General features: G+C 66.7%; 24 protein-coding genes and 4 tRNA genes. 14 read left to right on the top strand and 14 right to left on the bottom strand.

Annotation, left to right across the window (positions count from 1 at the left end; genetic code table 11):
- Positions 1-191 precede the first annotated feature (191 nt).
- On the bottom strand, positions 192-941 hold the full coding sequence (locus ACZK3J_RS08535) for a phosphatase PAP2 family protein (protein ID WP_032128858.1): 750 nt from the start codon (positions 939-941) through the stop codon (positions 192-194).
- Entirely contained in the window at positions 922-2,187 is a 1,266-nt protein-coding gene (ispG, locus tag ACZK3J_RS08530) for a flavodoxin-dependent (E)-4-hydroxy-3-methylbut-2-enyl-diphosphate synthase (protein ID WP_032128857.1), read from the bottom strand. The genes ACZK3J_RS08535 and ispG overlap by 20 nt, the downstream gene beginning before the upstream one ends.
- Positions 2,188-2,301: 114 nt before the next feature.
- Between ispG and ACZK3J_RS08525 the strand changes: the two genes are divergently transcribed.
- Together ACZK3J_RS08525 and ACZK3J_RS08520 are read left to right on the top strand one after the other, a co-directional pair.
- Positions 2,302-3,528, top strand: a complete 1,227-nt coding sequence (locus tag ACZK3J_RS08525) for an ATP-binding protein (RefSeq protein WP_032128856.1) — start codon at positions 2,302-2,304, stop codon at positions 3,526-3,528.
- Positions 3,525-4,094 carry a response regulator transcription factor gene (locus ACZK3J_RS08520; protein ID WP_012510702.1) on the top strand — a complete coding sequence of 190 codons (570 nt, stop codon included), beginning with the start codon at positions 3,525-3,527 and terminating at the stop codon, positions 4,092-4,094. The genes ACZK3J_RS08525 and ACZK3J_RS08520 overlap by 4 nt, the downstream gene beginning before the upstream one ends.
- A gap of 18 nt (positions 4,095-4,112) precedes the next feature.
- Here ACZK3J_RS08520 and ACZK3J_RS08515 read toward each other — a convergent pair whose 3' ends face one another.
- The 9 genes from ACZK3J_RS08515 to pcnB form a co-directional block, all read right to left on the bottom strand.
- Entirely contained in the window at positions 4,113-7,010 is a 2,898-nt protein-coding gene (locus tag ACZK3J_RS08515) for a type 2 lanthipeptide synthetase LanM family protein (RefSeq protein WP_478476772.1), read from the bottom strand.
- A gap of 81 nt (positions 7,011-7,091) precedes the next feature.
- The gene (locus ACZK3J_RS08510; RefSeq protein WP_010484314.1) at positions 7,092-7,298 is read right to left on the bottom strand and encodes a DUF6229 family protein; all 207 of its coding nucleotides are present in this window, start codon (positions 7,296-7,298) and stop codon (positions 7,092-7,094) included.
- A 316-nt stretch (positions 7,299-7,614) separates the two neighbouring features.
- On the bottom strand, positions 7,615-9,129 hold the full coding sequence (gene pgi, locus ACZK3J_RS08505; RefSeq protein WP_414577840.1) for a glucose-6-phosphate isomerase: 1,515 nt from the start codon (positions 9,127-9,129) through the stop codon (positions 7,615-7,617).
- The gene (gene panD / locus ACZK3J_RS08500; RefSeq protein WP_032128853.1) at positions 9,126-9,506 is read right to left on the bottom strand and encodes an aspartate 1-decarboxylase; all 381 of its coding nucleotides are present in this window, start codon (positions 9,504-9,506) and stop codon (positions 9,126-9,128) included. The genes pgi and panD overlap by 4 nt, the downstream gene beginning before the upstream one ends.
- 87 nt (positions 9,507-9,593) lie before the next feature.
- Positions 9,594-10,091: a hypothetical protein gene (locus ACZK3J_RS08495; protein ID WP_197655952.1), complete on the bottom strand. Its 498-nt coding sequence runs from the start codon at positions 10,089-10,091 to the stop codon at positions 9,594-9,596.
- 66 nt (positions 10,092-10,157) lie between these two features.
- Positions 10,158-10,997 (bottom strand): pantoate--beta-alanine ligase, encoded by an 840-nt coding sequence (panC, locus tag ACZK3J_RS08490; protein WP_478476771.1) that lies wholly within the window; start codon positions 10,995-10,997, stop codon positions 10,158-10,160.
- Positions 10,994-11,809: a 3-methyl-2-oxobutanoate hydroxymethyltransferase gene (gene panB, locus ACZK3J_RS08485; RefSeq protein ID WP_005416119.1), complete on the bottom strand. Its 816-nt coding sequence runs from the start codon at positions 11,807-11,809 to the stop codon at positions 10,994-10,996. The genes panC and panB overlap by 4 nt, the downstream gene beginning before the upstream one ends.
- A gap of 34 nt (positions 11,810-11,843) precedes the next feature.
- The gene (gene folK, locus ACZK3J_RS08480; RefSeq protein WP_049463674.1) at positions 11,844-12,329 is read right to left on the bottom strand and encodes a 2-amino-4-hydroxy-6-hydroxymethyldihydropteridine diphosphokinase; all 486 of its coding nucleotides are present in this window, start codon (positions 12,327-12,329) and stop codon (positions 11,844-11,846) included.
- 3 nt (positions 12,330-12,332) lie between these two features.
- Positions 12,333-13,712: a polynucleotide adenylyltransferase PcnB gene (gene pcnB, locus ACZK3J_RS08475; RefSeq protein WP_032128849.1), complete on the bottom strand. Its 1,380-nt coding sequence runs from the start codon at positions 13,710-13,712 to the stop codon at positions 12,333-12,335.
- Positions 13,713-13,764: 52 nt separating this feature from the next.
- Between pcnB and ACZK3J_RS08470 the strand changes: the two genes are divergently transcribed.
- Positions 13,765-13,839: transfer RNA gene (locus tag ACZK3J_RS08470), tRNA-Glu, on the top strand.
- Between the two features lie 448 nt (positions 13,840-14,287).
- Here ACZK3J_RS08470 and ACZK3J_RS08465 read toward each other — a convergent pair.
- On the bottom strand, positions 14,288-15,712 hold the full coding sequence (locus ACZK3J_RS08465; protein ID WP_478476769.1) for a sugar porter family MFS transporter: 1,425 nt from the start codon (positions 15,710-15,712) through the stop codon (positions 14,288-14,290).
- A gap of 192 nt (positions 15,713-15,904) precedes the next feature.
- On the opposite strand from ACZK3J_RS08465, the gene fdxA reads away from it, so the two are divergent.
- Positions 15,905-16,228 (top strand): ferredoxin FdxA, encoded by a 324-nt coding sequence (fdxA, locus tag ACZK3J_RS08460; RefSeq protein ID WP_004153066.1) that lies wholly within the window; start codon positions 15,905-15,907, stop codon positions 16,226-16,228.
- Positions 16,229-16,517: 289 nt separating this feature from the next.
- Here fdxA and ACZK3J_RS08455 read toward each other — a convergent pair whose 3' ends face one another.
- Positions 16,518-17,033 carry a hypothetical protein gene (locus tag ACZK3J_RS08455; protein WP_049463696.1) on the bottom strand — a complete coding sequence of 172 codons (516 nt, stop codon included), beginning with the start codon at positions 17,031-17,033 and terminating at the stop codon, positions 16,518-16,520.
- A gap of 32 nt (positions 17,034-17,065) precedes the next feature.
- A complete protein-coding gene (dapA, locus tag ACZK3J_RS08450; protein WP_049463695.1) occupies positions 17,066-17,959 on the bottom strand; it encodes a 4-hydroxy-tetrahydrodipicolinate synthase in 894 nt (297 codons plus the stop codon).
- 94 nt (positions 17,960-18,053) lie between these two features.
- On the opposite strand from dapA, the gene ACZK3J_RS08445 reads away from it, so the two are divergent.
- From ACZK3J_RS08445 to ACZK3J_RS08400, 10 genes are all read left to right on the top strand, one after another.
- Positions 18,054-18,683 (top strand): glycine cleavage system transcriptional repressor, encoded by a 630-nt coding sequence (locus ACZK3J_RS08445; protein ID WP_428992976.1) that lies wholly within the window; start codon positions 18,054-18,056, stop codon positions 18,681-18,683.
- A 79-nt stretch (positions 18,684-18,762) separates the two neighbouring features.
- Entirely contained in the window at positions 18,763-19,242 is a 480-nt protein-coding gene (locus ACZK3J_RS08440; RefSeq protein WP_049463694.1) for a peroxiredoxin, read from the top strand.
- Between the two features lie 84 nt (positions 19,243-19,326).
- Positions 19,327-20,727 carry a PhoH family protein gene (locus tag ACZK3J_RS08435; RefSeq protein WP_010484287.1) on the top strand — a complete coding sequence of 467 codons (1,401 nt, stop codon included), beginning with the start codon at positions 19,327-19,329 and terminating at the stop codon, positions 20,725-20,727.
- Positions 20,724-21,230: a hypothetical protein gene (locus ACZK3J_RS08430; protein ID WP_049463693.1), complete on the top strand. Its 507-nt coding sequence runs from the start codon at positions 20,724-20,726 to the stop codon at positions 21,228-21,230. The genes ACZK3J_RS08435 and ACZK3J_RS08430 overlap by 4 nt, the downstream gene beginning before the upstream one ends.
- A gap of 12 nt (positions 21,231-21,242) precedes the next feature.
- Positions 21,243-21,911, top strand: coding sequence for a YoaK family protein (locus ACZK3J_RS08425; protein WP_049463692.1), 669 nt, complete (start codon positions 21,243-21,245; stop codon positions 21,909-21,911).
- A 64-nt stretch (positions 21,912-21,975) separates the two neighbouring features.
- Entirely contained in the window at positions 21,976-22,785 is an 810-nt protein-coding gene (gene thiD, locus ACZK3J_RS08420) for a bifunctional hydroxymethylpyrimidine kinase/phosphomethylpyrimidine kinase (protein WP_049400932.1), read from the top strand.
- A complete protein-coding gene (locus ACZK3J_RS08415) occupies positions 22,782-23,708 on the top strand; it encodes an alpha/beta hydrolase family protein (RefSeq protein WP_049463691.1) in 927 nt (308 codons plus the stop codon). The genes thiD and ACZK3J_RS08415 overlap by 4 nt, the downstream gene beginning before the upstream one ends.
- A tRNA-Arg gene (locus ACZK3J_RS08410) sits at positions 23,699-23,775 on the top strand. Before ACZK3J_RS08415 ends, ACZK3J_RS08410 begins: the two co-directional genes overlap by 10 nt.
- Positions 23,776-23,844: 69 nt before the next feature.
- Positions 23,845-23,921 (top strand) — tRNA-Arg (locus tag ACZK3J_RS08405).
- A gap of 32 nt (positions 23,922-23,953) precedes the next feature.
- Positions 23,954-24,030, top strand: a tRNA-Arg gene (locus tag ACZK3J_RS08400).
- Positions 24,031-24,520: the final 490 nt, after the last annotated feature.

The following is a 24,520-nucleotide window of genomic DNA, read 5'->3' as shown; positions in this document are numbered from 1 at the left end:
CTTCGAATGCGGCCATTGCAGGTCAAGCTAGGCAGGGTGCCGATACCCCTGCAAGCGCGTTCGGAATGCGACCCCGGCAATCTGCCTTGCGCATCACACTACCGCGCGTTGTGCTTGCCCCCTGTCTTGCAGAACCTGCTGCAACGAAACAACTGATCTATCACGTAGACGTCCCTCAAGGGCCATCCACGTCAATCCCCCTGTGATGATGCTTCGCTGGCCTTCGCTGGCGGCGAGCCGTGACGTCGCCATGGGTGCCGGCGACTGAACATGACCAGATAGCACCCTACCACCCAAACCAGCGCGGCACACCATCCGGCCAGGATATCGGAGGGGTAATGCACCCCCAGGTAGACCCGGGACACGCTGACCAGCAGGCTGAATGCCGGTGCCAGCAGCAGCACCGGCCAGCGCCAGCGGGTGTTCCAGGCCAGCAGCACCAGGGTCACTGCCAGGGTCATCGAGCCCATCGCATGGCCGCTGGGGAAGCTGAACGTCGATTCCGGCGCGATCGATTCCCACAGGCTGGGGCGCTGGCGCTGGAAGAAGTGCTTGCTGCCCATGTTCAGCAGCGCAGAGCCGACGAAGCTGACCGCCACGAAGGTCGCCTCGCGCCACCGCCGGTAGCCCAGCAGCACGCCGATGATCAGCACGTCGGCCGGGATCAGGAACCATTCGTAGCCCAGTCTGGAAATGAGCACGAAGAAGCGGTCCAGCAGCGGCGAATGCAGGCCATGCATCTGCCACAGCAGCGGCGCATCGAAATGGAACGATTCAAACTCGTGCACCTCGTCAGCCAGGGCGACGAAGCCGGCCAGCGGCAGCAGCACGCCACCGAACAGCAGGACCAGGCGCCAGGCATTGCGCGCCATCCAGTGGCGGAAGCCGGAGGCGGACTCCGGTGCAGCGAGGATCGCAGGCTTATCCGGCGCTTCGGACATACTTGTGTTCGACGTAATCGTCGATCAGGGCGACGAATTCCTGGGCGATGTTCTCGCCACGCAGGGTCACCTTCTTTTCGCCATCGACGAACACCGGCGCTGCAGGCGTTTCACCCGTGCCGGGCAGCGAGATGCCGATATTGGCATGGCGCGACTCACCCGGTCCGTTGACGATGCAGCCCATCACCGCCAGGGTCATGTTCTCCGCACCCGGGTGGTGGATCTTCCACAGCGGCATCTTCTCGCGCACGTGGTTCTGTACCACCTTGGCCAGCTCCTGGAAGAACTCGGAGGTGGTGCGGCCGCAGCCCGGGCAGGCCGTGACCAGCGGCGTGAAGGCGCGCTGGCCGGTGGTCTGCAGCAGCTCCTGGGCGACGATCACTTCCTGCGTACGCGACTGGCCCGGTTCCGGGGTCAGCGAGATGCGGATGGTGTCACCGATGCCCTCCTGCAGCAGCACGCTCAGCGCCGCGGACGAGGCGACGATGCCCTTGCTGCCAATTCCGGCCTCGGTCAGGCCCAGGTGCAGGGCGAAATCCGAGCGCTGGGCCAGGTCGCGGTACACCGCGATCAGCTCCTGCACGCCACTGACCTTGGCCGACAGTACGATGCGGTCGCGCGGCAGGCCGAGCTCCACCGCCTGCTCTGCCGAATCCAGCGCCGAGCGGATCAGCGCCTCGCGCAGCACGCGGCCGGCGTCCCACGGCTGCTCACGCAGGTTGTTCTCGTCCATCAGCTTTGCCGCCAGGGCCTGGTCCAGCGAGCCCCAGTTGGCACCGATGCGCACCGGCTTGTTGTAGCGGATCGCGAACTCGATCAACTGGGCGAACTGCAGGTCCTTCTTCTTGCCGAAGCCGACATTGCCCGGGTTGATGCGGTACTTGGCCAGCGCTTCGGCACAGGCCGGTTCGGCGGTCAGCAGCTGATGGCCGTTGTAATGGAAGTCACCGATCAGCGGCACGTCGATGCCCATCATCGCCAGCTTGTCGACAATGCGCGGGATCGCCGCAGCCGCTTCCACGGTATTGACGGTCAGCCGCACCATTTCCGAACCCGCACGCCACAACTCGGCCACCTGCTTCACGCTGGAGGCCACGTCGGAGGTATCGGTGTTGGTCATCGACTGCACCACGACCGGCTTGCCTCCGCCTACGGTGACCCCGCCGATCTGGACGGCATGGGTCTGGCGGCGGGGCCAGGCAGTGGCATCGGAAGGGGGCGTCGGGCGGGTAACGGCGTCGTGCATGGGCGCATTCTACCGCCCGCCTCCGCATTCCGGGTGACTCGCATTCAGCCGGCGGCACGGCTGCGGCCGATTGTCGCAGGCACGGTCACGCGTGAACGCATACGATGAGCGTGAATGACCGGTCCCGACGCCCCGTTTCTCCGAACCCTGTGCAGCCTGCGCTGGCTTGCCGTAGGTGGCCAGGCCGCCACCATCCTGGTTGCCACCTGGGTGCTGGGCCTGCCGTTGCCGCAACTGCCATTGTGGGCGGGCGTGGCCGTGCTGACCCTGTTCAACATCTACACCCAGCTGCGCCCGGAGGCGGCCGACACCGCGCCACTGACCGCGTTCGGCCACATTCTGGTGGACGTGATCATCCTGACCTGGATGGTGGGCTGGAGTGGCGGCATGGCCAACCCGTTCAGTTCGCTGTTCCTGATCCTGATCGCGCTCGCCGCGTTCGCCCTGCCCCTGCGCTGGGCACTGGCGGTGGCGCTGGCCTGCCTGCTCGGCTACGCCGCCAGCGGCATCTTCGGCCAGTCGCTGCCGGATGGCTATTTCCGCGCCCAGGACCTCAACCGCTGGGGCGTGGTCGCCAATTTCCTGATTTCCGCAGCGGTCGTGCTGACCTTTTCCACCCGCCTGGCACTGGCGCTGCGCCAGCGCGAACTGGAACTGTCGGCCCTGCGCGAACGCTTCGCCCGCAACGAGGGCATCGTCGCCCTGGCCACCCATGCCGCCTCGGTGGCGCATGAACTGAACACGCCGCTGGCGACCATGACCCTGCTCGCCGATGACGTCGCCGAGCGCAGCGAAGAGCCCGAAGTACGCGAAGACATGGAAACCCTGCGCGAGCTGCTGGTGCAGTGCCGCGAGCGCGTGCTGGCGCTGGCCGCACCGGCCTCGGCCGATGCACCGGGTCGCAGCCACTCCAGCGCCCAGCAGGTATTGGAACAGTGGCGCCTGGTGCGGCCGACCATCGACCTGCATCGCAATGACGATGCGCCGCTGCGGCTACCACTCGACCCGGGCGTGGGCCATCTGCTGATGGTCCTGCTCAACAATGCCGCCGATGCCGGCGAGCAGGCCGGCCGGCCGCGCGTGGACCTGGACCTGCGCATCGAAGGCGACGACCTGATCGGCGAAGTCCGCGACTACGGCCACGGCTTCGACGCCCGTGCCGCGGTGCTGCCGGGCAAGCTGTTCGGCAGCAGCAAAAGCGAGGGCATGGGCGTCGGCCTGGCCCTGTCCCATGCCACCATCGAACGCCTCGACGGCGAGATGTGGATGCGCCCGGCCCAGGGGGCCGGCAGCCGCGTCGGCTTCCGCCTGCCGCTGACCCCACGTGAGGACACCCCATGAGCCTTCATCACTCCACCCTGGGCCTGCTGGTCGACGACGACGAGCTGTACCTGCGTACCCTGCAGCGCAGCCTGGCCCGCAAGGGGCTTGAAACGCAGACCGCACAGGATGCCGCCAGTGCGCTGGCGCTGGCCCGCCAGCATCCGCCGGCGTTCGCGCTGATCGACCTGAAGCTGGGCAGCGATTCCGGCCTGGCACTGATCCAGCCGCTGCGTGCCCTGCGCGCGGACATGCGCATCCTGCTGGTGACCGGCTATGCGAGCATCGCCACCGCGGTGGAGGCGATCAAGCTCGGTGCCGACGACTACCTGCCGAAGCCGGCCACGGTGCCGATGATCCTGCGCGCGCTCGGCGAGGAAGACGACGGCCCGGCCGATGATGGTGAAATGGAAGTGCCTGATGCGATGACGCCGATCAGCCGCCTGCAGTGGGAACACATCCAGCAGGCGATGCACGAGACCGGCGGCAACGTGTCCGCAGCCGCCCGCCTGCTCGGCATGCACCGGCGTTCACTGCAGCGCAAGCTGGCCAAGCGGCCGAGCCCGGAACGCGATCCCAGCCGTTGATCGCCGGACCCGTCCGGCTCAGACCTCGGCCAGCACTGCTCGGTCCTGCGCGGCGCTGGAGCGCGACGCCGACGCATCGACCCGCGCCGCTACCGTCTCCTGCAGCAGCGGCGACGGCAGCGTGCAGGCCGGATGCATGCGCAGGAAGCCATAGATCGTACCTGCCAGACCGATCATCAGGCCCGGAGTAAAGGCCGCGCGGGTCAACCCGCCGACCATGCCCTGGTGCTCCTCGATCGAAGAAACGATCTCGATGGCGGCCTCATCCTGCGGATAGGGACATCCCTCCGGATCCAGCGCAGCCGCCAGCACCAGCAGCTCCCGGGTGGACACATCGCCGTGGCACAGGGTGTGGCTGAACCCCCATTTGCCGCGCGCGTCGGCCACAGCCCGCCGCATGTCACGCAGCTGCGCGGGATCGCCGGTGCGGGCATACAGATCCGCCGCCGCCAGACCGATGCCGACGCTGCCATGGCACCAGGTCGGGAAGTTCTTCTGCCCGTCTTCCAGGTGGATATCGCGCCAGCGCCCGGTATGCGACTCGAACAGCGCCGCCTGGAACGCAAAGGCTCCTTCGGCCAGCTGCCGCCAGGCGGCCCGCTCAGGCACACTGCCGGCATCCGAACGCGCCAGCCGTGCCAGCGCCCAGCCCATGCCCATCGCGCCGTGGCCGAAGCCACCAATCGGCTCGCGGAACTGTGGCGTCGGCCAGCGCGCACCGTCCGTGTCGACGATCGCAGCATCCTGCAGGCGACGTCCCGCTGCGGCCGCCAGCTCCAGCCAGCGCGCGTTTCCGGTAGCCCCGGCCAGCGACAACAACGGCAGGATCATGCCGGACACGCCATCAATCAGTTCGAACTTCGTCGCCTCCTGGAATCCGCGACGCTCTGCGGCTTCTGCGCAGCGCTCCGCCAGCGCCAGCAGCGCCGGTCGCTGCAACAGGTCGTTCAATGCCAGCAATGTCCAGATCTGCGAACCGGTTCCGACGAATCCACCATCGATCTCGGCGGGATGCCGCTCACACATGGCCTGGAACACCGCGAGGGCGCCATCGATGGCCGGGGCCAGCCCCACTACCGGGTCGGCACGCCCCTGCTCCACTTCCCGGCAGTAGGCCGCCAGTGCGAACGCAATGCCTCCCAGCCCGAAATACAGGTCGGGCTGCACCGGCTGGACGGTCCATCCGGTACGGGTCACCTCGGGCGTGATCCAGGTCATCGAACCGTCTTCGCCGTGCACCGCCAGCCGCAGCAGGCTCTCCACCGCGCGCGCGGCCAGCGTGCGACGGCGTGCATCCAGGTCGTCCGCACGCGGATGCTGTGCTGCATAGCTGTGGCCGGATCTAGCCTCGGCGCGGGCCAGCGCATGCTGGTTCAGGTCGGTGGCTACCAGCGTGCTGCGGATGGTCACGTCTTCCAGGTCGATGCGCATCGCACGCCAGTTGTCGGTGATGGAGCGGATGCGGGCCGCGTCCAGCTGCGATGCGAAGATCGGAATGTCACCGTGGCGCAGGTCGTCCACTTCGCCGCGCACGGTCTCCAGGTCCGATGGCGCGGCCGGTGACACCGCCGCATTGCGCACCAGCAGGTCGATCGCGCGTTCAACCGCCTGGGCTTCGTTGTGCAGCGATGCCGGATGCCAGAGCATTCGCCCGAGCTCGGCGTACGCCATGGTCGGCCGCCGCACATCGCGCACCTGGCAGCCCTCGAAAGCCGCCAGGAGCGGCATCAGTTCACCCTTCGCATCGAGCGCGCGCAGGCGCCCACTGGCGTCGATGAAGCCCTCGCTGATGTGATCCCAGTACAACGACACATCGGGCTGCGCGCTGGGATGATTCTGCGCAACGGAGACCTCGGCCTCAACCATGCCCAAGCGGGCCGGTTCCGTCCCATCCTCGACAATCACCGGCACCTGTACCCGCGGCTGCTCGCCCGGCAGTGCGCCGGCTGCGGACAGATCCACGCCTTCCATGCCCAGGCCGGCAGTACGGAATGGCACGATTCCGGTACGCAGCACTGAATTACGCATCAGCTTGACGGCGGTGTCGTACGCATCGCCAAGCCCTGATGGCTCGATGTCGATTACCCGGGAGAACACGCTTTCGGCGTCGACCACAACCGGCACCGGCCCGACCGCGATCAGATTCTCCAGATGGATGTCGGTGCCACCGACCAGGCGCAGGATTGCCAGCCAATGGCCAAGACCGCGGTAGTAGGCACGCAGTTCAAGGTCATCGGCACAGTAGCGGTGCGCGGCGAAGGCGGCCCAGCCGTGGCTGCCACGATCAATCACCTTCGGCACGCATACGCGGTCAGGGCCGTCACCGAAGACCGTGGACAACAGGCCATCAAGCGTCGCATCGATGCGCAATGAGCGTGGCTTGTACATCACCGTGCCGCCATCGAACTGCAGCCGTGCCACAGTCCGGCCGCCACCATGCAGGTCACCGCGTCCCAATGCAACGGCATGCAGCGTGCCCGCCGGCGCACCCAGCAACTCTGCCAGCGCCGCACGATCGCTGCCGATGCGAACAGCGAGCTCCACCACAGCCGCACATTGTCCTACGAGCATGCGCGTCAGGCGCGGCAGCAGCACCGGATAGCGTCGCTGCAGATGCGTGCGGAAGCCCTCGCTGGTGGCCAGGGCAACGAATTCGTCCAGCACCCCAGCGCTGTCAAGCGGGCCGATGTCACCGCTGCGCGCAGCGGCGTGCAGTTCCAGCAGCAGCACGCGGTTGAGCTTGAGCTGGGCATGCTCACGCAGTGCCGCATCGCCCCGTGCATGCAGCAGATCGCGCTCGCCAGGCTGCAGAGCAATGGCGGGATCATGCAGGCCGGCAACCAGCGCAGCGCGCGCCTGGGCAAGGAAATGTTCGGTGATGCACGCAAACGCGGCCGCAGCCGGAGAAGCGGTCATTACGCCCCCTGCGAGATATCGAGAGTCTGTTCCAGTCGCCGGCACGCAGCTGCATGCCTCTGCGTGCCGGCTCGGGTTACATCAGCAACACAGGCAGTGGTTGATCACCGATACCGTGGTGGTGCACTCGTTGGTGCCCCCGGTGATCATGGTGTCCGAAGCTCCGGTGAGGGCCGCTTCGGTGGCTGCCGCACCGTAGATGAACAGCGAACCCGCAGGGTTGGCACACCCATCCACATCGTCCGAGCCATTGAGCCAGCCGGACACAACATCGTCGTTCAGATCCATTCGCAATCTCCTGTCATTCACAACATGAGGCGTTGAGGACATGGATCGATTCCACGTCCCTTCGGATACGGCCAGTCCCTGGCATCAACATCATGCTGCGAGCGATACTGGATGACAGGTACAGCCGCCCGTGCACACTGCATCCGCGTGTGAAGTGCGTCAAGCTGCGCTGCGGCAGGGCGCACGAATACGCTGCACGTGAAGTACGGAGGTGACGTGGAATGAGTGGCCGCGCCGCCATTCCTGCGTGACCGGATCGAAGGCAACCGGAGAGGCATCGGATGGCCGGCCGGCGCCGGCACATCCGCAGGCCGGGTCAGCCCTTCAGCTGCACCAGGATCTCGCGGGTCATCGGATCGGCAATCGCCACATCCTCACCCTGCAGCGCCGGCAGCAGGCCACTGGCCAGCTGCTTGCCCAGCTCTACACCGAACTGGTCGAACGCGTTGATGTTCCAGATCACCGACTGCACATACACGGCGTGTTCGTACATGGCGATCAGCGCACCCAGCGCCTGCGGGGTCAGCGCGTCGAGCAGGATCAGCGTGCTCGGGCGGCCTCCCGGGTAATCACGGTGCGGGTCGTCGCTGCTCTGGCCATTGGCCAGTGCTTCGGTCTGCGCCAGCAGATTGGCCAGCAGGGCCTGATGATTGATCGTGTAGGGATCGTCGTTGTGCACGCAGCCGATGAAGTCGGCCGGAACGATGCTGGTGCCCTGATGCAGTGCCTGGAAGAAGCTGTGCTGCACATCGGTGCCCGCGCCGCCCCACCACACCGGCACGGTGTCGGTGGTGACCGGCTGGCCGTCACGCTGCACGCGCTTGCCCAGGCTTTCCATCACCAGCTGCTGCAGGTAGGCCGGCAGCAGCGCCAGGCGCTGGTCGTAAGTCATCACCGCATGCGTGGCATGGCCCAGCACGTTGCGGTTCCAGATGTCGGTCAGGCCGTGCAGCACCGGCAGGTTGCGCTCCAGCGGTGCATCCAGCGCGTGCGCATCCATCTGCGCGGCGCCGTCCAGCAGCTGCTCGAAGCGCTCGAAGCCGATCGCAAGCGCGATCGGGAAACCAACGGCCGACCACAGCGAATAACGGCCACCGACCCAGTCCCACATCGGCAGTACGCGATCGGCAGCGATCGCGAAGGCCTTGGCGGCACGTTCCGGATTGGCACTGACCGCGTACAGGCGCTCGCTGCCACCCAGCCAGTCGTGCAGGATCTGGCCGTTGAGCAGGGTTTCCTGGGTACCGAAGGTCTTGGAGATGAGGATGCCGGCGGTCTTCGCCGGATCCAGCGTGGCCAGTGTGCGCTGCATGGCGGCGCCGTCCACGTTCGATACGAAATGCACGCGCAGGCGCGCGCCGGTGACCGGGCGCAACGCATCGGCGACCAGGCGCGGACCGAGATCGGAACCACCGATGCCGACGCTGACCACGTCAGTGACGCCGCTGTCTTCCAGCGCACGCACCAGCACGCCCATGCGCTGGCGGATGTCGCGCGCGGTGGCATAGGCCTCGGCCGCCACCGGCGCATCGACCACGTCGCCGCGCAGCGCGGTATGCAGCGCGGCGCGACCTTCGGTCAGGTTGACCTGCTCGCCACGGAACAAGCGGGTGATGGCACCACCGACATCACGGTCGGCGGCCAACGTGAGCAGGGCCTGCAACGCCGCGGCATCGTATTTCTGCCGCGCGAAATTGACATACAACGGACCGACCCGCAGCGCCAGGTCCTGCACGCGGCCGGGTTCCGCGGCGAGCAGGCTGGGAATGCTTGCGCCCTTCAGGCGCTGGGCGTGGGAATGCAGCGAGTCGAATCCGTTGTTCGTTGTCATGCGGCCTGGGTCGGGATCGTGTCGTTGGTGTGGGAGATCTGGTTCTTGCCATCAACGTACACCAGCTTCGGCTTGAAGCTGTCAGCTTCCTGCTCGGTCATGCTGGCGAACGCGGCGATGATGATGATGTCACCGACCTGCACGTGGCGCGCAGCACCACCGTTGAGCGAGACAACGCCGCTGCCGGCTTCGGCACGGATGGCGTAGGTCGAGAAGCGCGCACCGTTGGTCACGTCCCAGATGTGCACCTGCTCGAACTCGCGGATGCCGGTGGCAGCCAGCAGGTTGTCATCGATGGCGATCGAGCCTTCGTAGTTCAGCTCGGAATGGGTGACGGTGGCGCGGTGGATCTTGGTCTTGAGCAGGGACAGGTGCATGGGGGCGCTGCAACGGCAAAGGAAAGAGCGGATTCTAGCACCCGCTTGGCCATCGTCACGGGGCCGCAGCAGGACGCTGAAGGCTGTTCAGGCCCCCTCCCCCGGCGGCGGCGGCGCGGCATGCCCGGAACTGCCCTCCAGAGACAGCCGGAACACCGTATGGAAGGCCAGCCCGGCGACCAGGCCGAAGCCACCTGCGGCCAGCACCTGCAAGGCATAGCTGATCACGTCGAAGGTGTCGACATAGCGCAGGCGCTGCAGCAGCGGACCACTGTCCGCGCCCGGCCAGGTGCAGGTGGCCATGGCCAGCGCGCCCAGCCCGAAGCCGACCAGCACGAATCCAGTCCGGCGCAGCCGCTGTTGAGACTGCAGGATCAGCGCCATCGGCAGCAACACCGCGATCGCATTGCACACGGCCAGCACGAACATCAGCCCACCGCCGGTGAGCGCAGGCATCGGCGTGCGCCTGAATTCAAGCGCGAACAACAGCCCGCCAAACAGCTGGGCCGGCAGCATGCCGGCGGCCAGCACCGCCAGGATCGAGGCCTGGGCAAGACGGCCAGTATCGGTGCTGGGGGTCTTCATTTCCGGTCTCCCGTCCGTGGGAAGTCGAGAGGCGCCCGTTGCGGGCGCCCCGGAGCCGCATGCGGCTCAGAACTCCAGGTTGTCGATCAGGCGCGTGCTGCCCAGGCGTGCGGCGATCAGCGCCACGCGGCCACCGCCGTCGAAGGTCGGCTCGGCCAGTTCCGGCGTGCGCAACACGGCGTAGTCGACCTGGAAACCGGCCGCCTGCAATGCCGCCGTGGCGTCGGCCTCGATGCGATCACGTGCCTGCCCGGCCACGTAGCCTTCGCGCATGCCCAGCAGGGTACGGTGGATGGTGGTCGCAAGCGGGCGCTGTTCGGCGCTCAGGTACTGGTTGCGCGAGCTCTTGGCCAGGCCATCCTCGTCGCGCACGATGTCCGCACCGACGATCTGGATCGGGAACGACAGTTCGGCCACCATCTGCTTGATGACGGCCAGCTGCTGGTAGTCCTTGCGGCCGAACACGGCCACATCCGGCTGCACCTGCAGGAACAGGCGCGCCACCACCGTGCACACGCCATCGAAGTGCCCCGGACGGCTGGCGCCTTCCAGCACTTCACTCACGCCCGGCGCGTGCATGCGCGTGGTCTTGTCCACCCCCAGCGGGTACATCACCTCGACGCTGGGCAGCCACACCGCATCGCAGCCGGCCTGCTCCAGCCCGGCCACGTCGGCCTCGGGCGTGCGCGGGTAGCGGCTGAAATCCTCGTTCGGCCCGAACTGGGTCGGGTTGACGAAGATGCTCGCCACCACCTTGTCGGCGTACTGGCGGGCCAGGGTCACCAGCGAATGGTGACCCCCATGCAGGTTGCCCATGGTCGGCACCAGCGCCACGCGCAGGCCCTCGCGCTTCCACTCGGCGATCTGCCCGCGCAGTGCGCCGAGCTCGTTGAAGGTCTGGATCATTGGGCGTAGGCGTGCTGTTCGTCGGGGAAGCTGCCGTCGCGCACGGCGTCGGCATAGGCGCGGGTGGCACCGGCCACCGAACCGCCTTCGGCAAGGAAATCCTTGACGAACTTGGGACGGCGATGACCACTGTCCAGGCCGAGGAAATCATGCAGCACCAGCACCTGGCCATCGCACTGCGGGCCTGCGCCAATGCCGATGGTCGGCACATCCACCGCAGCGGTCACTTCGGCGGCGACCGGAGTCGGCACGCATTCGAGCACCATGATGCTGGCGCCGGCAGCGGCCACAGCCTTGGCATCTTCCACCAGCTGGCGCGCGGCATCGCCACGACCCTGGATCTTGAAGCCGCCCAGTCGCAGCACCGACTGCGGGGTCAGGCCCAGATGCGCGCAGACCGGAATCTCGCGCTCCACCAGGTAGCGGATGATGTCGACCTTGAAGCCGGCACCTTCGATCTTGACCATCTCCGCGCCCGCCTGCAGCAGCTGCAACGAGGCATCCAGCGCGCGCTCCGGGGTGGCATCGGCGCCGAACGGCAGGTCGGCCACCAGCAACGCACGCTGCAGCACGCGGGCCACGGCGCGGGTGTGGTAGACCATGTCGGCCACGGTCACCGGCAAGGTCGAATCATGGCCCTGCACGACCATGCCCAGCGAATCGCCGATCAGGATCAGGTCGACGCCGTTGGCATCGAAAGTGCGGGCGAAGCCGGCGTCGTAGGCGGTCAACATGACCAGCTTCTGGCCATTGCGCTTGGCCTCGGCCAGGGCGGGAACGGTCCAGGGCTTGCTGTCTGCGTGGGTGCTCATGTGCTGATAACCGGGGGAGATAACCCGGGCATTATCACCCTATCGGCGCAATCCCGCAGGCATCCACCCGCATCACTGCATCCCGCACGCGGCCATGGCCGGGAATGGCCAGATCCGGCGCGATTTCGGCCAGCGGCACCAACACGAAGGCACGCTCGTGCAGGTAAGGATGCGGCACCTGCAGACCAGGCCGGTCGAGCACCTGCGCGCCATACAGCAGCAGGTCCAGGTCCAGCGCGCGCGGGCCCCAGTGCACCGCCGGATCGCGTACGCGACCAAAACGCTGCTCCAGCGCCAGCATCGCCTGCAGCAGCGTATCGGCGGGCAGCGTGGTCTCGACCGCAGCCACCGCGTTGACGAACGGCGGCTGGTCTTCATTGCCCCAGGCCGGCGTGGCGTACAGCCTTGAGGCTTGGCGCAGGCGGGTATCGGGCAGGCCGTCGAGCGCGGCAATCGCCGCGCCGACGGTGACGGCCGCGTCGCCAAGGTTGGCGCCGAGGCCGATCCAGGCAAGGGTCATCGTTTACTCGCCAGCCGCACCGGCCGGGGCACCCGGACGACGGCGGCGACGGCGGCGCTTGCGCGGTGCCCCGCTCTCGTCATCCCCCTCTTCGCTGTGCATCACGTCCAGCGACGACTCCAGCTCACGACCGGACTGCGCCTGCGCCTCACGCCAGAACTCGACATCGGCGGCGTGCTCGGCCGAGGCCACCTGGCGCAGGCTGAGGAAGTCGAACGCAGCGCGGAAGCGCGGATGAGTCAGGGTACGGAACACGCGCTTGCGCTGGCGCGAGCTGAAGCGCGACTGCAGCAGCCAGATTTCCTGCATCGGCAGCGAGAAGCGGCGCGGCAGCGCGATGGTGCTCAGCTGCTGCACCGTGACGCGATCGGCGGCACGGCGCTGCGCCTCTTCCGGTGCCACGCCCTGCTTGAGCAGGGTTGCCTGGGCGCGGCAGAACGCCGGCCACAGCAGCAGCGCAAACAGGAACGCGGGCGAGACTGGTTCATCGTTGGCCACGCGGGCATCGGTGTTGGCCAGGCCCTCCACCAGCATGCGGCGCAGCGCGCCGGTGCGGTTGGACTTCAGCGCCTTGGCGCTTTCAGGGAACAGCACGTCCAGCAGGCCGTAGCGCTCAAGGCCTTCGAAGCTGGCCACGCCGTGCCCGGACAGGAACAGCTTGAGCACTTCTTCGAACAGGCGCGCCGGTGCGGCTTCGTTGAGCAGGCCCGCCAGGTGCGGGATCGGCGCGGCGGTGCCCTCTTCGATCTGGAAGCCGAGTTTGGCCGCCAGGCGCACCGCACGCAGCATGCGCACCGGATCTTCGCGATAACGCTGCTCGGGGTCGCCGATCAGCTTCATCAGGCGCGCCTGGACGTCCTCGAAGCCGCCGGTGTAATCACGCACCGAGAAGTCCTCGATGGCGTAGTACAGGGCGTTGCAGGTGAAGTCGCGGCGGATGGCGTCGTCTTCGATGGTGCCGTACACGTTGTCGCGCACGAGCATGCCGTTTTCCATCTCGCGGTCGCCGCTGCCGTCATCGCTGTTGGCACGGAAGGTGGCGACTTCGATGATCTCGCGGCCGAACACGACGTGGGCGAGGCGGAACCGGCGACCGATCAGGCGGCAGTTGCGGAACAGCTGCTTGACCTGTTCGGGCGTGGCGTCGGTGGCCACGTCGAAATCCTTGGGTTGGCCATTGACCAGCAGATCGCGCACCGCGCCGCCGACAAGGTAGGCGCCGAAGCCGGCATCGCGCAGGCGATAAAGCACGCGCAGGGCGTTCGGGCTGATGTCCTTGCGGGAGATCGTGTGCTGGTCGCGCGGGATGACGCGCAGGCTGAACGGTGATGTAGCAGAGGAAATGATGTTGGCGCTTCCGGTTGAAGTTTCGGGATTGCCCAATGGCATCGAGGTGCATATACTAGCGCTCCTGCCTCGGCAGCGACACAGTTACGCTCCCTTCGTCTAGTGGTTAGGACGTGGCCCTCTCAAGGCTAAAACAGGGGTTCGAGTCCCCTAGGGAGCGCCAGTCGCCGCAGCAGGAACCGAAAAAGCCCGCCTTCGTGCGGGCTTTTCTGTTTTCCGGGATTGCAGTGACTGCTGTCGAGTTGGTCGCATCGGCGCCTCCCTGCAATCGGCTTGAGCCGGTGGGGTCACCCAGGGCAGGACACGCCGTGAACCCATCCATGGGGGCTCGATGGCGCCATCCATGGCGCCAACGGTCCCGCCCTGGGTGACCCCACCGGCTCTGGACGGTTTCCTGCGCCCCCGGCAACAACCGACCAGCGCTTCGCCGCGTCCGCACGCACCATGAAACTGTCAGGAGGGGGCAGGCCGCCCTCTCCAGGACCGTTGGCGCCATGGATGGCGCCATCGAGCACCATGGATGGGCTTTTGCGTGTCCTGGAGAGGGCGGCCTGCCCCCTCAAACTCGGGACAACCAGGCGCCAACAGGATGCAACCGAAGCCGGGCAACGTCAGCCTTCCATCTGCTCCAGCTCCTTGCCCTTGGTCTCGCGCACGCAGCGGACCACGAAGAAGATCGAGAGGATCGCAACGACAGCGTAGATGCCGTAGGCCCCGGCCAGGCCGATGCCGGCCAGCAGCATCTGGAAGGTCACGGTGATCGCGAAGTTCGAGGTCCACTGCGCCGCACCGGCAACGGCCAACGCCGGGCCGCGGATCTGGTTCGGGAACATTTCGCCCAGCATCACCCACATCACCGGGCCCCAGGACATGTTGAAGAACACCACATAGACGTTGGCCGCAACCAGCGCCAGCCGGCCCATGCCATCGGACAGCTGCAGCCGACCATCGGCCAGGCTGCCGCTGGCAAACGCCACCACCATCAGCACCAGCGCCACCGACATGCCAACCGAGCCGATCCACAGCAGCGGCTTGCGCCCGATGCGGTCGATCAACAGCACCGTCAGCAGGCAGGCGCCGATGCTAAGCGCGCCGGACAGCACGTTGATCAGCAGCGCGTCGCTTTCCGAGAAGCCCACCGCCTGCCACAGCACCGCGCCGTAATAGAACACCACGTTGATGCCGACCAGCTGCTGGAACATGGCCAGGCCAATGCCTACCCAGAGGATCGGGCGCAGCTTGCCGGTGACCGTGTCGCGCAGGTCGCTGAAGCGCGGCTTGTGCTGATCCTGGGCCAGGCTGGCTTCGATCTCGGCCTGCTTGGTCGCCGCTGCCGCCTCGCCGTACAGTCGCGACAGTACCGCCCTCGCCTGCTGCTGACGCCCCTTCAGGACCAGGAAGCGCGGGCTTTCCGGAATCACCAGCAACAACAGCAGGAACAGCCCGGACGGCAGCGCCTGCATCCAGAACATCCAGCGCCAGGCCTCATGCCCCAGCCACAATGGCTCGGTGGAGGCCCCTGCCGCGCGGGCCAGCAGGTAATTGCTGAGGAAGGCGGCAAACAGGCCGCAGATGATCGCCATCTGCTGCACCGTGGCCAGGCGACCGCGATAGCGCGCCGAGGCCACCTCGGCAATGTAGGCCGGCGACATCACGCTGGCCGCGCCCACCGCGAAGCCGCCGAGCACCCGTGCGGCGATGAACAGCCAGGAGGCGTGAGCGGCACCGGCGCCCAGCGCCGAGACCAGGAACATCAGTGCCGAGGCGATCAGCACGCCACGACGGCCCAGGCGATCCCCCAGCCAGCCGGCCAGGAAGGCACCGATCGCGCAGCCCAGCAGCATCGAGGCGACTTCGAAACCGAGCGCCGCCTCGCTGGAGTTGAAGGCCTGGCGCAGGCCATCGACCGTGCCATTGATGACACCACTGTCGAAGCCGAACAGGAATCCACCCAGCGTGGCCACGCAGCTGATCAGGACGATGAATGCAGTGTTCTCACCGCCATGGGAGGCGATGTTGGGCTGGGCTGGGGACATGAACGATCCTGCTGGGAAGGGGTCCGGCCATCCAATGCAGCCGGCTGACCCGCAGCGTCGCACAGGCCTCACCCTGCCGCCAACGACCACCACGGCCGCGCCTGCCAGACGCCCGATTTCCGCCCCGCGCCGACACCGGGGGCCAACCTGTTCTAGAATTGGCGGGTTCAGGAATCGATCCACCCCCAGCCCATGCCCTTTGTCGTCACCGAAAACTGCATCAAGTGCAAACACACCGATTGCGTGGAAGTATGCCCCGTGGATTGCTTCCACGAAGGCCCGAACTTCCTGGTGATCGACCCGGATGAGTGCATCGACTGCACCCTCTGCGAACCGGAATGCCCGGTCAACGCGATCTTCCCGGAGGACGATGTTCCTGCCGGCCAGGAGAGCTTCGTCGCCCTCAACGCCGAGCTGGCGAAGGAGTGGCCGGTACTGACCGTGCGCAAGGACCCGCCCGCCGACGCCGGCGAATGGGACGGCAAGCCGGACAAGCTGAAGCTGCTGGAGCGCTGAGAAGCGCCTCTTGCCGCAACGAAAAGGGCGCCTATGGCGCCCTTTTTCGTTGCTCGGCAGATAGCATCCGCGCGATCCGATAGATGCCAACCGCAAGATCCGGTAGCTGCCAACCGCAAGATCCGATAGGTGCCAACCGCAGGATCCGATAGGTGCCAACCGCAAGATCCGATAGGTGCCAACCGCAGGATCCGGTAGGTGCCAACCTTGGTTGGCACAGAAGCGCCGACCAAGGTCGGCCTCTACCCGGGCACGTGCGGACCTGGGCCCGCACCCACCCGACCGGCCCTTACTGGGCCAGCTTTGCCTTGAGCGCGGCGATCAGCTTCACCGGCGCTTCTGCAGTGGCCGGCAGGCCACGCGGGTCGACCGCGGAGATGTAGGCGCCGGCATCGACGGCGACCACGCGGACCAGGAAGTTGCTGCCTTCGTAGGCCACGTCATACGAGCCCAGCAGCTGCGCGCGGCTGGCGATGGTCACGCCTTCCACGCCTTCCAGCGCGGTGCCGACCTTGGCGAAAGCCTCGTCCTTGCCGCCGGCGATGGTGAAACCGGTGTTGCCCACGGCCGGGGCCGCAGCCACCGGGGCCGCCGGCTTGGTCGCCGAGGCAAGGGTCGGCACCCTGTTGTCACTGGTGGCGTTGGGCAGGTTCAGGTCCGGCGGCACTTCCAGCGGACGCATTTCCGGGGCCAGGGCGTAGTCGCCCTTGACGCCACGCTTGAAGCAGCCGGTGGTGCCGGCGGCGACGGCCACGGCAAGCAGCGCGTAGGACAGCACGCGGACGGTGGATACGGATTGACGCATGTGAATCTCCTGGGTCAGACCAAGACGGAAGGTCAGTGGCTGGAAAGGGCTTCGAGGGCGGCGATGTCGCCGGCAAGATGATCGGCCGCCGGATGGTGCGCCGCCGACAGCGGCAGCAGCGGCAGGCGCAGGTCGTGACCGATGCCGATACGGCGCAGCAGCGCCTTGACCGGAATCGGGTTCGGCTCAACGCCGCAGAAATCATGGAACGGCTGCAGGCGCGCATCCCAGGACCCGGTGGCTTCGTGGTCGTGGGCGGCAGCCAGCTCGCACATCCGGCGGTAGGCGCCGGGCAGCACGTTGGAGCCGACCGAGATCAGGCCATCGATACCGGCCTGGATCGAGCGCGCCGCCGTACCGTCGTCGCCACTGAGCACGGCAAACTGCGGGCTGCGCAGGGCGAGCAGCGCCTGCACCCGGCCGGTGTCACCCACCGCCTCCTTGATGCCGACGATGTTGGGATGGCTGGCCAGTTCGGCCACGGTCTCCGGCTGCATGTCGCACCCGGTACGGCCGGGCACGTTGTACAGCACGACCGGCAGCCCGCCCTGGTCGGCAACCGCGCGGTAGTGGGCGATCAGGCCAGCCTGGGTCGGCCGCACGTACGGCGGGGTGACCACCAGCGCGTGGCTGGCGCCAAGCGCGGCGGCACGGCGGGTCTGTTCGATGGTCTTGGCGGTGCCCGACAGGCCGGTACCGGCCATGACCGGGATGCGGCCGCCGATGCGCTCGACCGCGCTGGCCAGCAGCAGGTCGTACTCGGCATCGGTGAGGGTCGCTGCTTCACCGGTCGAGCCGGCTACGACAACGCCATGGACGCCACCTTCCAGTTGCAGGTGCAGCAGGCGCTGCCAACCGTCGGGATCGAGGGCGCCGTCGGCCCGGAACGGGGTCGCCAGCGCGGTGATGAGGCCGGAAAGGGACAAGGACGTGCTGCTCTTGGCTGGAAAGGGAAAACGCCCGCCACGAAAGGCCGGGGGCGACCTGAATGTTACTTGCGGCGCGAAAGCACGGGCAAGTATGCTGGACACCGGTGGATCCCGCCTCTGGCGGGCATTCAGACTAACGCATGCATTACCCGGAATCGCCTTGACCGACACCACCCCGCGCCCCGCGCCGAGCGAAAACCACCTCCTGATCAACGCCTACACGACGCATCCGGAGTCTCCCCTGCTGTCCGTCACCCGCCGCATTGCCGACAGCGGCTGCAATCTGGTGGACGCACGCCTGGCCACGGTCGGCCGCGATGTCTCGGTCACCGCCCTGGCCACCGGCTCCTGGGACTCGGTGGCCAAGCTGGAAGCGATGCTGACCCGGCTGGAGCGCGAAGAGGGCCTGAAACTGGTCTGGTACCGCACCGCCGCCAAACAGGCGCAGTCCAACCTGCTGCCGTACATCGTCGAAGTGATCGCCGCCGACAAGCCGGGCATCCTGTTCCAGCTGGCCGATTTCTTCGACCGCCAGGGCATCACCATCGAGAACCTGCAGAGCACGCGCTACCGCGCCATGCAGACCGGTGCGGAGATGTTCAGCGCGCAGGTCACCATCGGCGTGCCGGCCAACATGCACATCGCCGCGCTGCGCGACGATTTCCTTGAATTCTGCGACCACCTGAACCTGGACGCGATCATGGACCCGATGAAATTCTGATTCTTCGCGCGCCTCTCACGGGCGCGTGGCGTTTCATGCAATTGTCGTAGAAAGAACCCAGGCTCGACAGAAGGACCTCATGAACAACGGCGATACCCTGGACAGCACCACCCTCTCCCTGCCGCTGGCGCTGTCCGGTGGCGAACAGGCCACTCTCGGCGACTACGCCGGCCACTGGCTGGTGCTGTACTTCTATCCCAAGGACAACACCCCCGGCTGCACCACCGAAGGCATCGACTTCAACGCACTGCTGCCGAAATTCAAGAAGGCAGGCGCGGTGGTACTCGGTGTCTCGCGCGACTCGGTGAAGTCGCACGACAACTTCTGTGCCAAGCAGGGCTTCAACTTCCCGTTGGTCAGCGATGGCGACGAAGCGCTGTGCAGCGCCTTCGACGTGATCAAGATGAAGAACATGTACGGCAAGCAGGTACGTGGCATCGAACGCAGCACCTTCCTGATTTCCCCCGACAGCCGCATCGTGCAGTCCTGGCGCAAGGTCAAGGTTGCCGGCCATGCCGATGCCGTTCTCGCCGAACTGAAGGCCTCCCAGTCCAAGTGAGTCCCACTGCCTACTGTGTCTGTCATCACCCTGCCCCGCAGCAGGCCGTGGTGGTTTTTCCCTGTCCGTAACCAGGAATCGACGATGACCCGAGGCAAGCGCATCTACGTGCTGGATACCAACGTGCTGATGCACGATCCCACCGCGCTGTTCAAATTCGAGGAGCACGACGTCTACCTGCCCATGCAGGTGATCGAGGAGCTGGACAACGGCAAGAAGGGCACCTCCGAAGCGAGCCGCAACGCCCGCCAGGTGAGCCGCTTCCTCAACGAGCTGGTGCAGGAATCCGGCCTGGACAACCTGGCCGACGGCATTCCACTGCAGCGTCCCAATGGCCTGCAGCTGCGCGGCAAGCAGAGCGCCGGCAAGCTGCGCTTCCAGACCAGCCATTTCGACGCCGGCAAGAGCTTCGGCAAGGTCATCCCGGACAACGCCATCCTCGGCGCGATCCTGGCACTGAAGGAAGAAACCCCGGACCTGCCGGTGGTGTTCGTCTCCAAGGACATCAACCTGCGGATCAAGGCCGCGATCGCCGGCATCGTGTCCGAGGACTACGAGAACGACCGCGCGCTGGACGATTTCAGCCTGCTCTACACCGGCGCCACCGAGCTGCCGGAAGACTTCTGGAAGCGCCACGGGGATGACCTGCGCAGCTGGAGCGACAAGGGCCGCACGCATTACGAAATCCTGGCGCAGGATGGCGAGGAGTGGTACCCGAACCAGTACGTCTACCTGCCTGGCGAAGATGAAGTCGAGCTGCGCGTCAGCCGCGTGGTCGGCGACGGCAAGGTGGTGCTGTCACTGGTCGATGATTTCCGCCACGGCAGCCACGCCGTGTGGGGCATCAGCGCACGCAACCGCGAGCAGAACTTCGCGCTCAACGCACTGATGGATCCGGAGATCGACTTCGTCACGCTGCTGGGTACCGCCGGCACCGGCAAGACCCTGCTGGCGCTGGCCGCCGGCCTGGCGCAGACGATGGACCAGCAGCGCTACCGCGAGATCATCATGACCCGCGCCACGGTCAGCGTCGGCGAGGACATCGGCTTCCTGCCCGGCACCGAGGAAGAGAAGATGACGCCGTGGATGGGTGCACTGACCGACAACCTGGAAGTGCTCACGCACAACCAGGAAGGCGGCACCTGGGGACGCCAGGCGACCAACGACCTGCTCGCCAGCCGCATCAAGATCCGCTCGATGAACTTCATGCGCGGCCGCACATTCCTGTCGCGCTACCTGATCCTGGACGAGGCGCAGAACCTCACCCCCAAGCAGATGAAGACGCTGATCACCCGTGCCGGCCCCGGCACCAAGATCGTCTGCCTGGGCAACGTCGAGCAGATCGACACCCCGTACCTGACCGAGACCACCTCGGGCTTGACCTACGCGGTGGATCGCTTCAAGAACTGGCCGCATAGTGCGCACATCACCCTGCGCCGAGGCGAACGCTCACGCCTGGCCGATTACGCTTCGGAGGTGTTGTGAACCGCTGCACCCGCCTGCTGCTGCCCACGGCTGCGATCGCCCTCGCAACCGCCCTGGGTGCCTGCACCACCACGCGCGGCCCGGCCAGCGTGCCGACCGCCGAGCGTACCGGCCAATCCTGGGTGGTCACCCGCCCGATCATCGCCGCGCAGGTGCTCGACACCTGCTCGCGCCCCAGTCCCGGCCGCGAGGCCGGGCGGGTCAGCGGCTACTGGGCACCCAGCCGGCAGCAGATCGACCAGCTGGAAGCGCAGCTGTCGTCGCTGGAGTCACAGGTACCGAAGGTGCTGGACTTCGACCGCCAATACGTCGGCATCGAAAGCACCGGCAAGCGGCTGATCTACATCAACGCCTTCCATCTGCCCGACGACAGCGGCATCAACCCGGCACGGGAAGCGATCCGCGTCTGTGACGGTGGCACGCAGTTCTGGGGCGCGGTATTCGACCCCGCCAGCAACACCTTCAGCGAGCTGCAGTTCAACGGCGGCTTCGGCGGGCCCTGAGGGGCCCCGCCGATGGGAATACGCCTGCCCACCTGGGTCTGGATCGGCGCGGTCGCGCTCTCGTGCGTGGCCGGCATGGTCAACGTGGTCGGCTTCCTCGGTTTCGAGCACCAGGCGGTCAGCCACATGACCGGCAGCACCAGCCAGCTGGGCATGGCGCTGGCCCAGGGTGACTGGCGCGCGGTCGGCCACCTGTGGGGATTGCTGATCGCGTTTTCGCTGGGCGCGATGCTCAGCGGCCTGCTGATCCAGGACAGCGCATTGCAGCTGGGCCGCCGCTACGGCGTCGCGCTGGCGCTGGAATCCGCACTGCTGCTGGTGGCCATTCCGCTGTTCGAACAGCATCAGATCTGGGGCGCACTGGCCGCCGCCATGGCCTGCGGCCTGCAGAACGCGATGGCCACCACCTTCAGTGGCGCGGTGGTGCGCACCACCCACCTCAGCGGCATGTTCACCGACCTCGGCATCGGCCTGGGCCACCTGCTGCGCGGACTGCCGCTGCAGGTACGGCGGCTGACCCTCAGCGGCCTGATCATCAGCGGCTTCCTCGCCGGCGGCATCCTCGGCGCCTGGTTGTTCATGCGCTGGCAATACGACGCCCTGCTCGCCCCCGCCCTGCTGACCGGCCTGACCGGGCTGGGTTATGTGGTGTACCAGCAGTGGGCGCGTTGGCGGCATTGAATCAAGGACATCCACGCATGGCGTGGATCTACCTTCCCCTGCGGGACCACGGCACAATCAACTGATGAGCCCGACCACTCCCGTTTCCGCCCTCACCATCGCCGGCTCCGACTCCGGCGGTGGCGCCGGTGTCCCTGCCGATCTCAAGGCCTTCGCCGCGCACCGCGTGCATGGCCTGGCCGTGTTCGCCGCGCTGACTGCACAGAACACCCGTGGCGTCACCGCCGTGCATGTGCCACCGATCGCATTCCTGCAGGCGCAGATCGAAGCCTGCTTCGATGACTTCGATATCCATGCCGTGAAACTCGGCATGCTGGCCAACGCCGAGGTGATCCATGCCGTCGCCGACGCACTGGAAAAGCATCGCCCGCCGCACGTGGTGCTGGACCCGGTGATGGTCGCCACCAGCGGCGCGCGCCTGCTGGAGGAAAGTGCGCTCAAGGCCATGCGCGAACGCCTGCTGCCGTTGGCGACGCTGGTTACGCCCAATACCCCGGAAGCAGAACTCCTGATCGGCCGGAAGATCGCCAACGGCGATGACGCCGAACAGGCTGCCTCTGCCCTGCTCGATCTCGGAGCCGGCGCAGTCCTGCTCAAGGGTGGCCACCTGCAGGAAGGCAACCGCGTGATCGATCGCTACTTCGACGGCGTCAGCAGCGAAGAATTCATCCACGCCCGCCTGCCGCTGGACGCACATGGCACAGGCTGCACGCTCGCCTCGGCCATCGCCGCGCAGCTGTGCAACGGCCTGAGCCTGGCCAATGCCTGCGAAGCCGGCATCGACTACGTTGCGCGCGGCCTGCAGCAGGGCTACGCGCCTGGCCGCAGCGAGGTGCTGGTGCTCGATCACTTCGGCGCGGCACCGCACGCATGAGCCTGACGTCGAGCGTCCTCGCCGTGCAGTGCGACGACGGCCATCTCTACGAAGTGATCGCCTGCGTGCCCGCACAGCCCATCGCGCGCCTGCTGTGGCTGCCAGCGCTGGGCGTGGCCGCGCGTCACTACCTGCCACTGGCATTGGCGCTGGCGGCGAAGGGCGTGGCGGTCTACCTGCATGAGTGGCGCGGCAACGGCAGCAGCTCACTGCGCCCCTCGCGCACGCAGGACTGGGGCTATCGCGAGGTACTCGAACAGGATCTGCCGGCCAGCCAGGCCGTCCTGGCCGCAGCCGATGACGCCACCGACGCCCTGCCCTGGATCATCGGTGGACACAGTCTGGGCGGGCAGCTGGCCTGCGTGCATGCCGGCCGCAACCCGCAGCACTTCAACCGGCTGTGGCTGGCCGCCAGCGGCTCACCGTTCTGGCGCGGCTTCCCGCCACCGCGTGGCTGGCTGCTGCCACTGGTCTATCGTTTCCTGCCGTGGATCGCGCAACGCCAGGGCGTGCTGCATGGGCGGCGCCTCGGCTTTGGTGGCACCGAAGCGCGCGGGCTGATTGCCGACTGGGCACGCGTTGGCCTGAACAACCACTACGCCGCGGCCGGCATGAACGAAGACCTCGATGCGCAGATGGCGCGCGTGCATGGCAGCGCACAGGCCGTATTGATGGAGCACGACTGGTTGGCACCGACCGGATCGATGCAGACGCTGCTGGCGAAGCTGCCGAATGTGGACGCGCAGCTGCGCGTGCTGTCCGTGCAGGAATTGGGCACGCGCGCCGATCATTTCGCGTGGCTGAAGGCGCCGGAGGCCGTAGCTGACAGCTTTTTCATTCAGTTGGATGAAAATTTTCACAAAACTGTTGACGGTACGCGCCGACATCCGCATAATTCCGCTCCTGTCGCAGGGCGCCCGTAGCTCAGTTGGATAGAGTACCTGGCTACGAACCAGGCGGTCGGGAGTTCGAATCTCTCCGGGCGCACCACTCGACAGGTTTTCAGCATCCGCCGCTGGAAATGCAGTAAAATTTAGCAGTAACTTGATTGTGTACCGCGCGCCCGTAGCTCAGTTGGATAGAGTACCTGGCTACGAACCAGGCGGTCGGGAGTTCGAATCTCTCCGGGCGCACCATACACAGTCAGCACAACAAGTTTATGTAATTGGCGCCCGTAGCTCAGTTGGATAGAGTACCTGGCTACGAACCAGGCGGTCGGGAGTTCGAATCTCTCCGGGCGCACCATTACACCGAAACAGCAGGCCCCGGCCTGCTGTTTTTTTTATGTGTGTTTTTCGGCAGGGCTGCGCCCTGCACCCTGGTAGTGCCGGCCGCTGGCCGGCAACCTCAACGGCAAAAGCAAAAGCAAAAGCTGGCATTCCGTGGGTTGGCGGGGCGGTGTCGGAGTGCGGGGACGCCGCAAGTACGTCCCTGTAGGCTTGGCAGCCGCATCCATGCGGCTGACACCCCGCACTCCGACACCGCCCCACCTTCGACAGGTTCACGCGGCTGTTGGTAGGTGTCGACCTTGGTCGACACATCTGTCAGATATCGAATGAGTCATCCACGCATGGCGTGGATCTACCGTGTCGACCAAGGTCGACACCTACCAGAGCGCCGTTCCGACAAATCGCGGAAAACTGTCGAAGGCGGGGTGGGTCCGGTTGCGGGGGCGTGAGCCGCATGGGCCCGAGGCATGCCTCGGGCGGGTTGGGCAGGAGGCCCAACCCGGGTC

It is taken from the genome of Stenotrophomonas sp. 86428_Sma (genome assembly GCF_056481585.1).
This window is presented reverse-complemented; position numbering and strand designations above follow the sequence as displayed.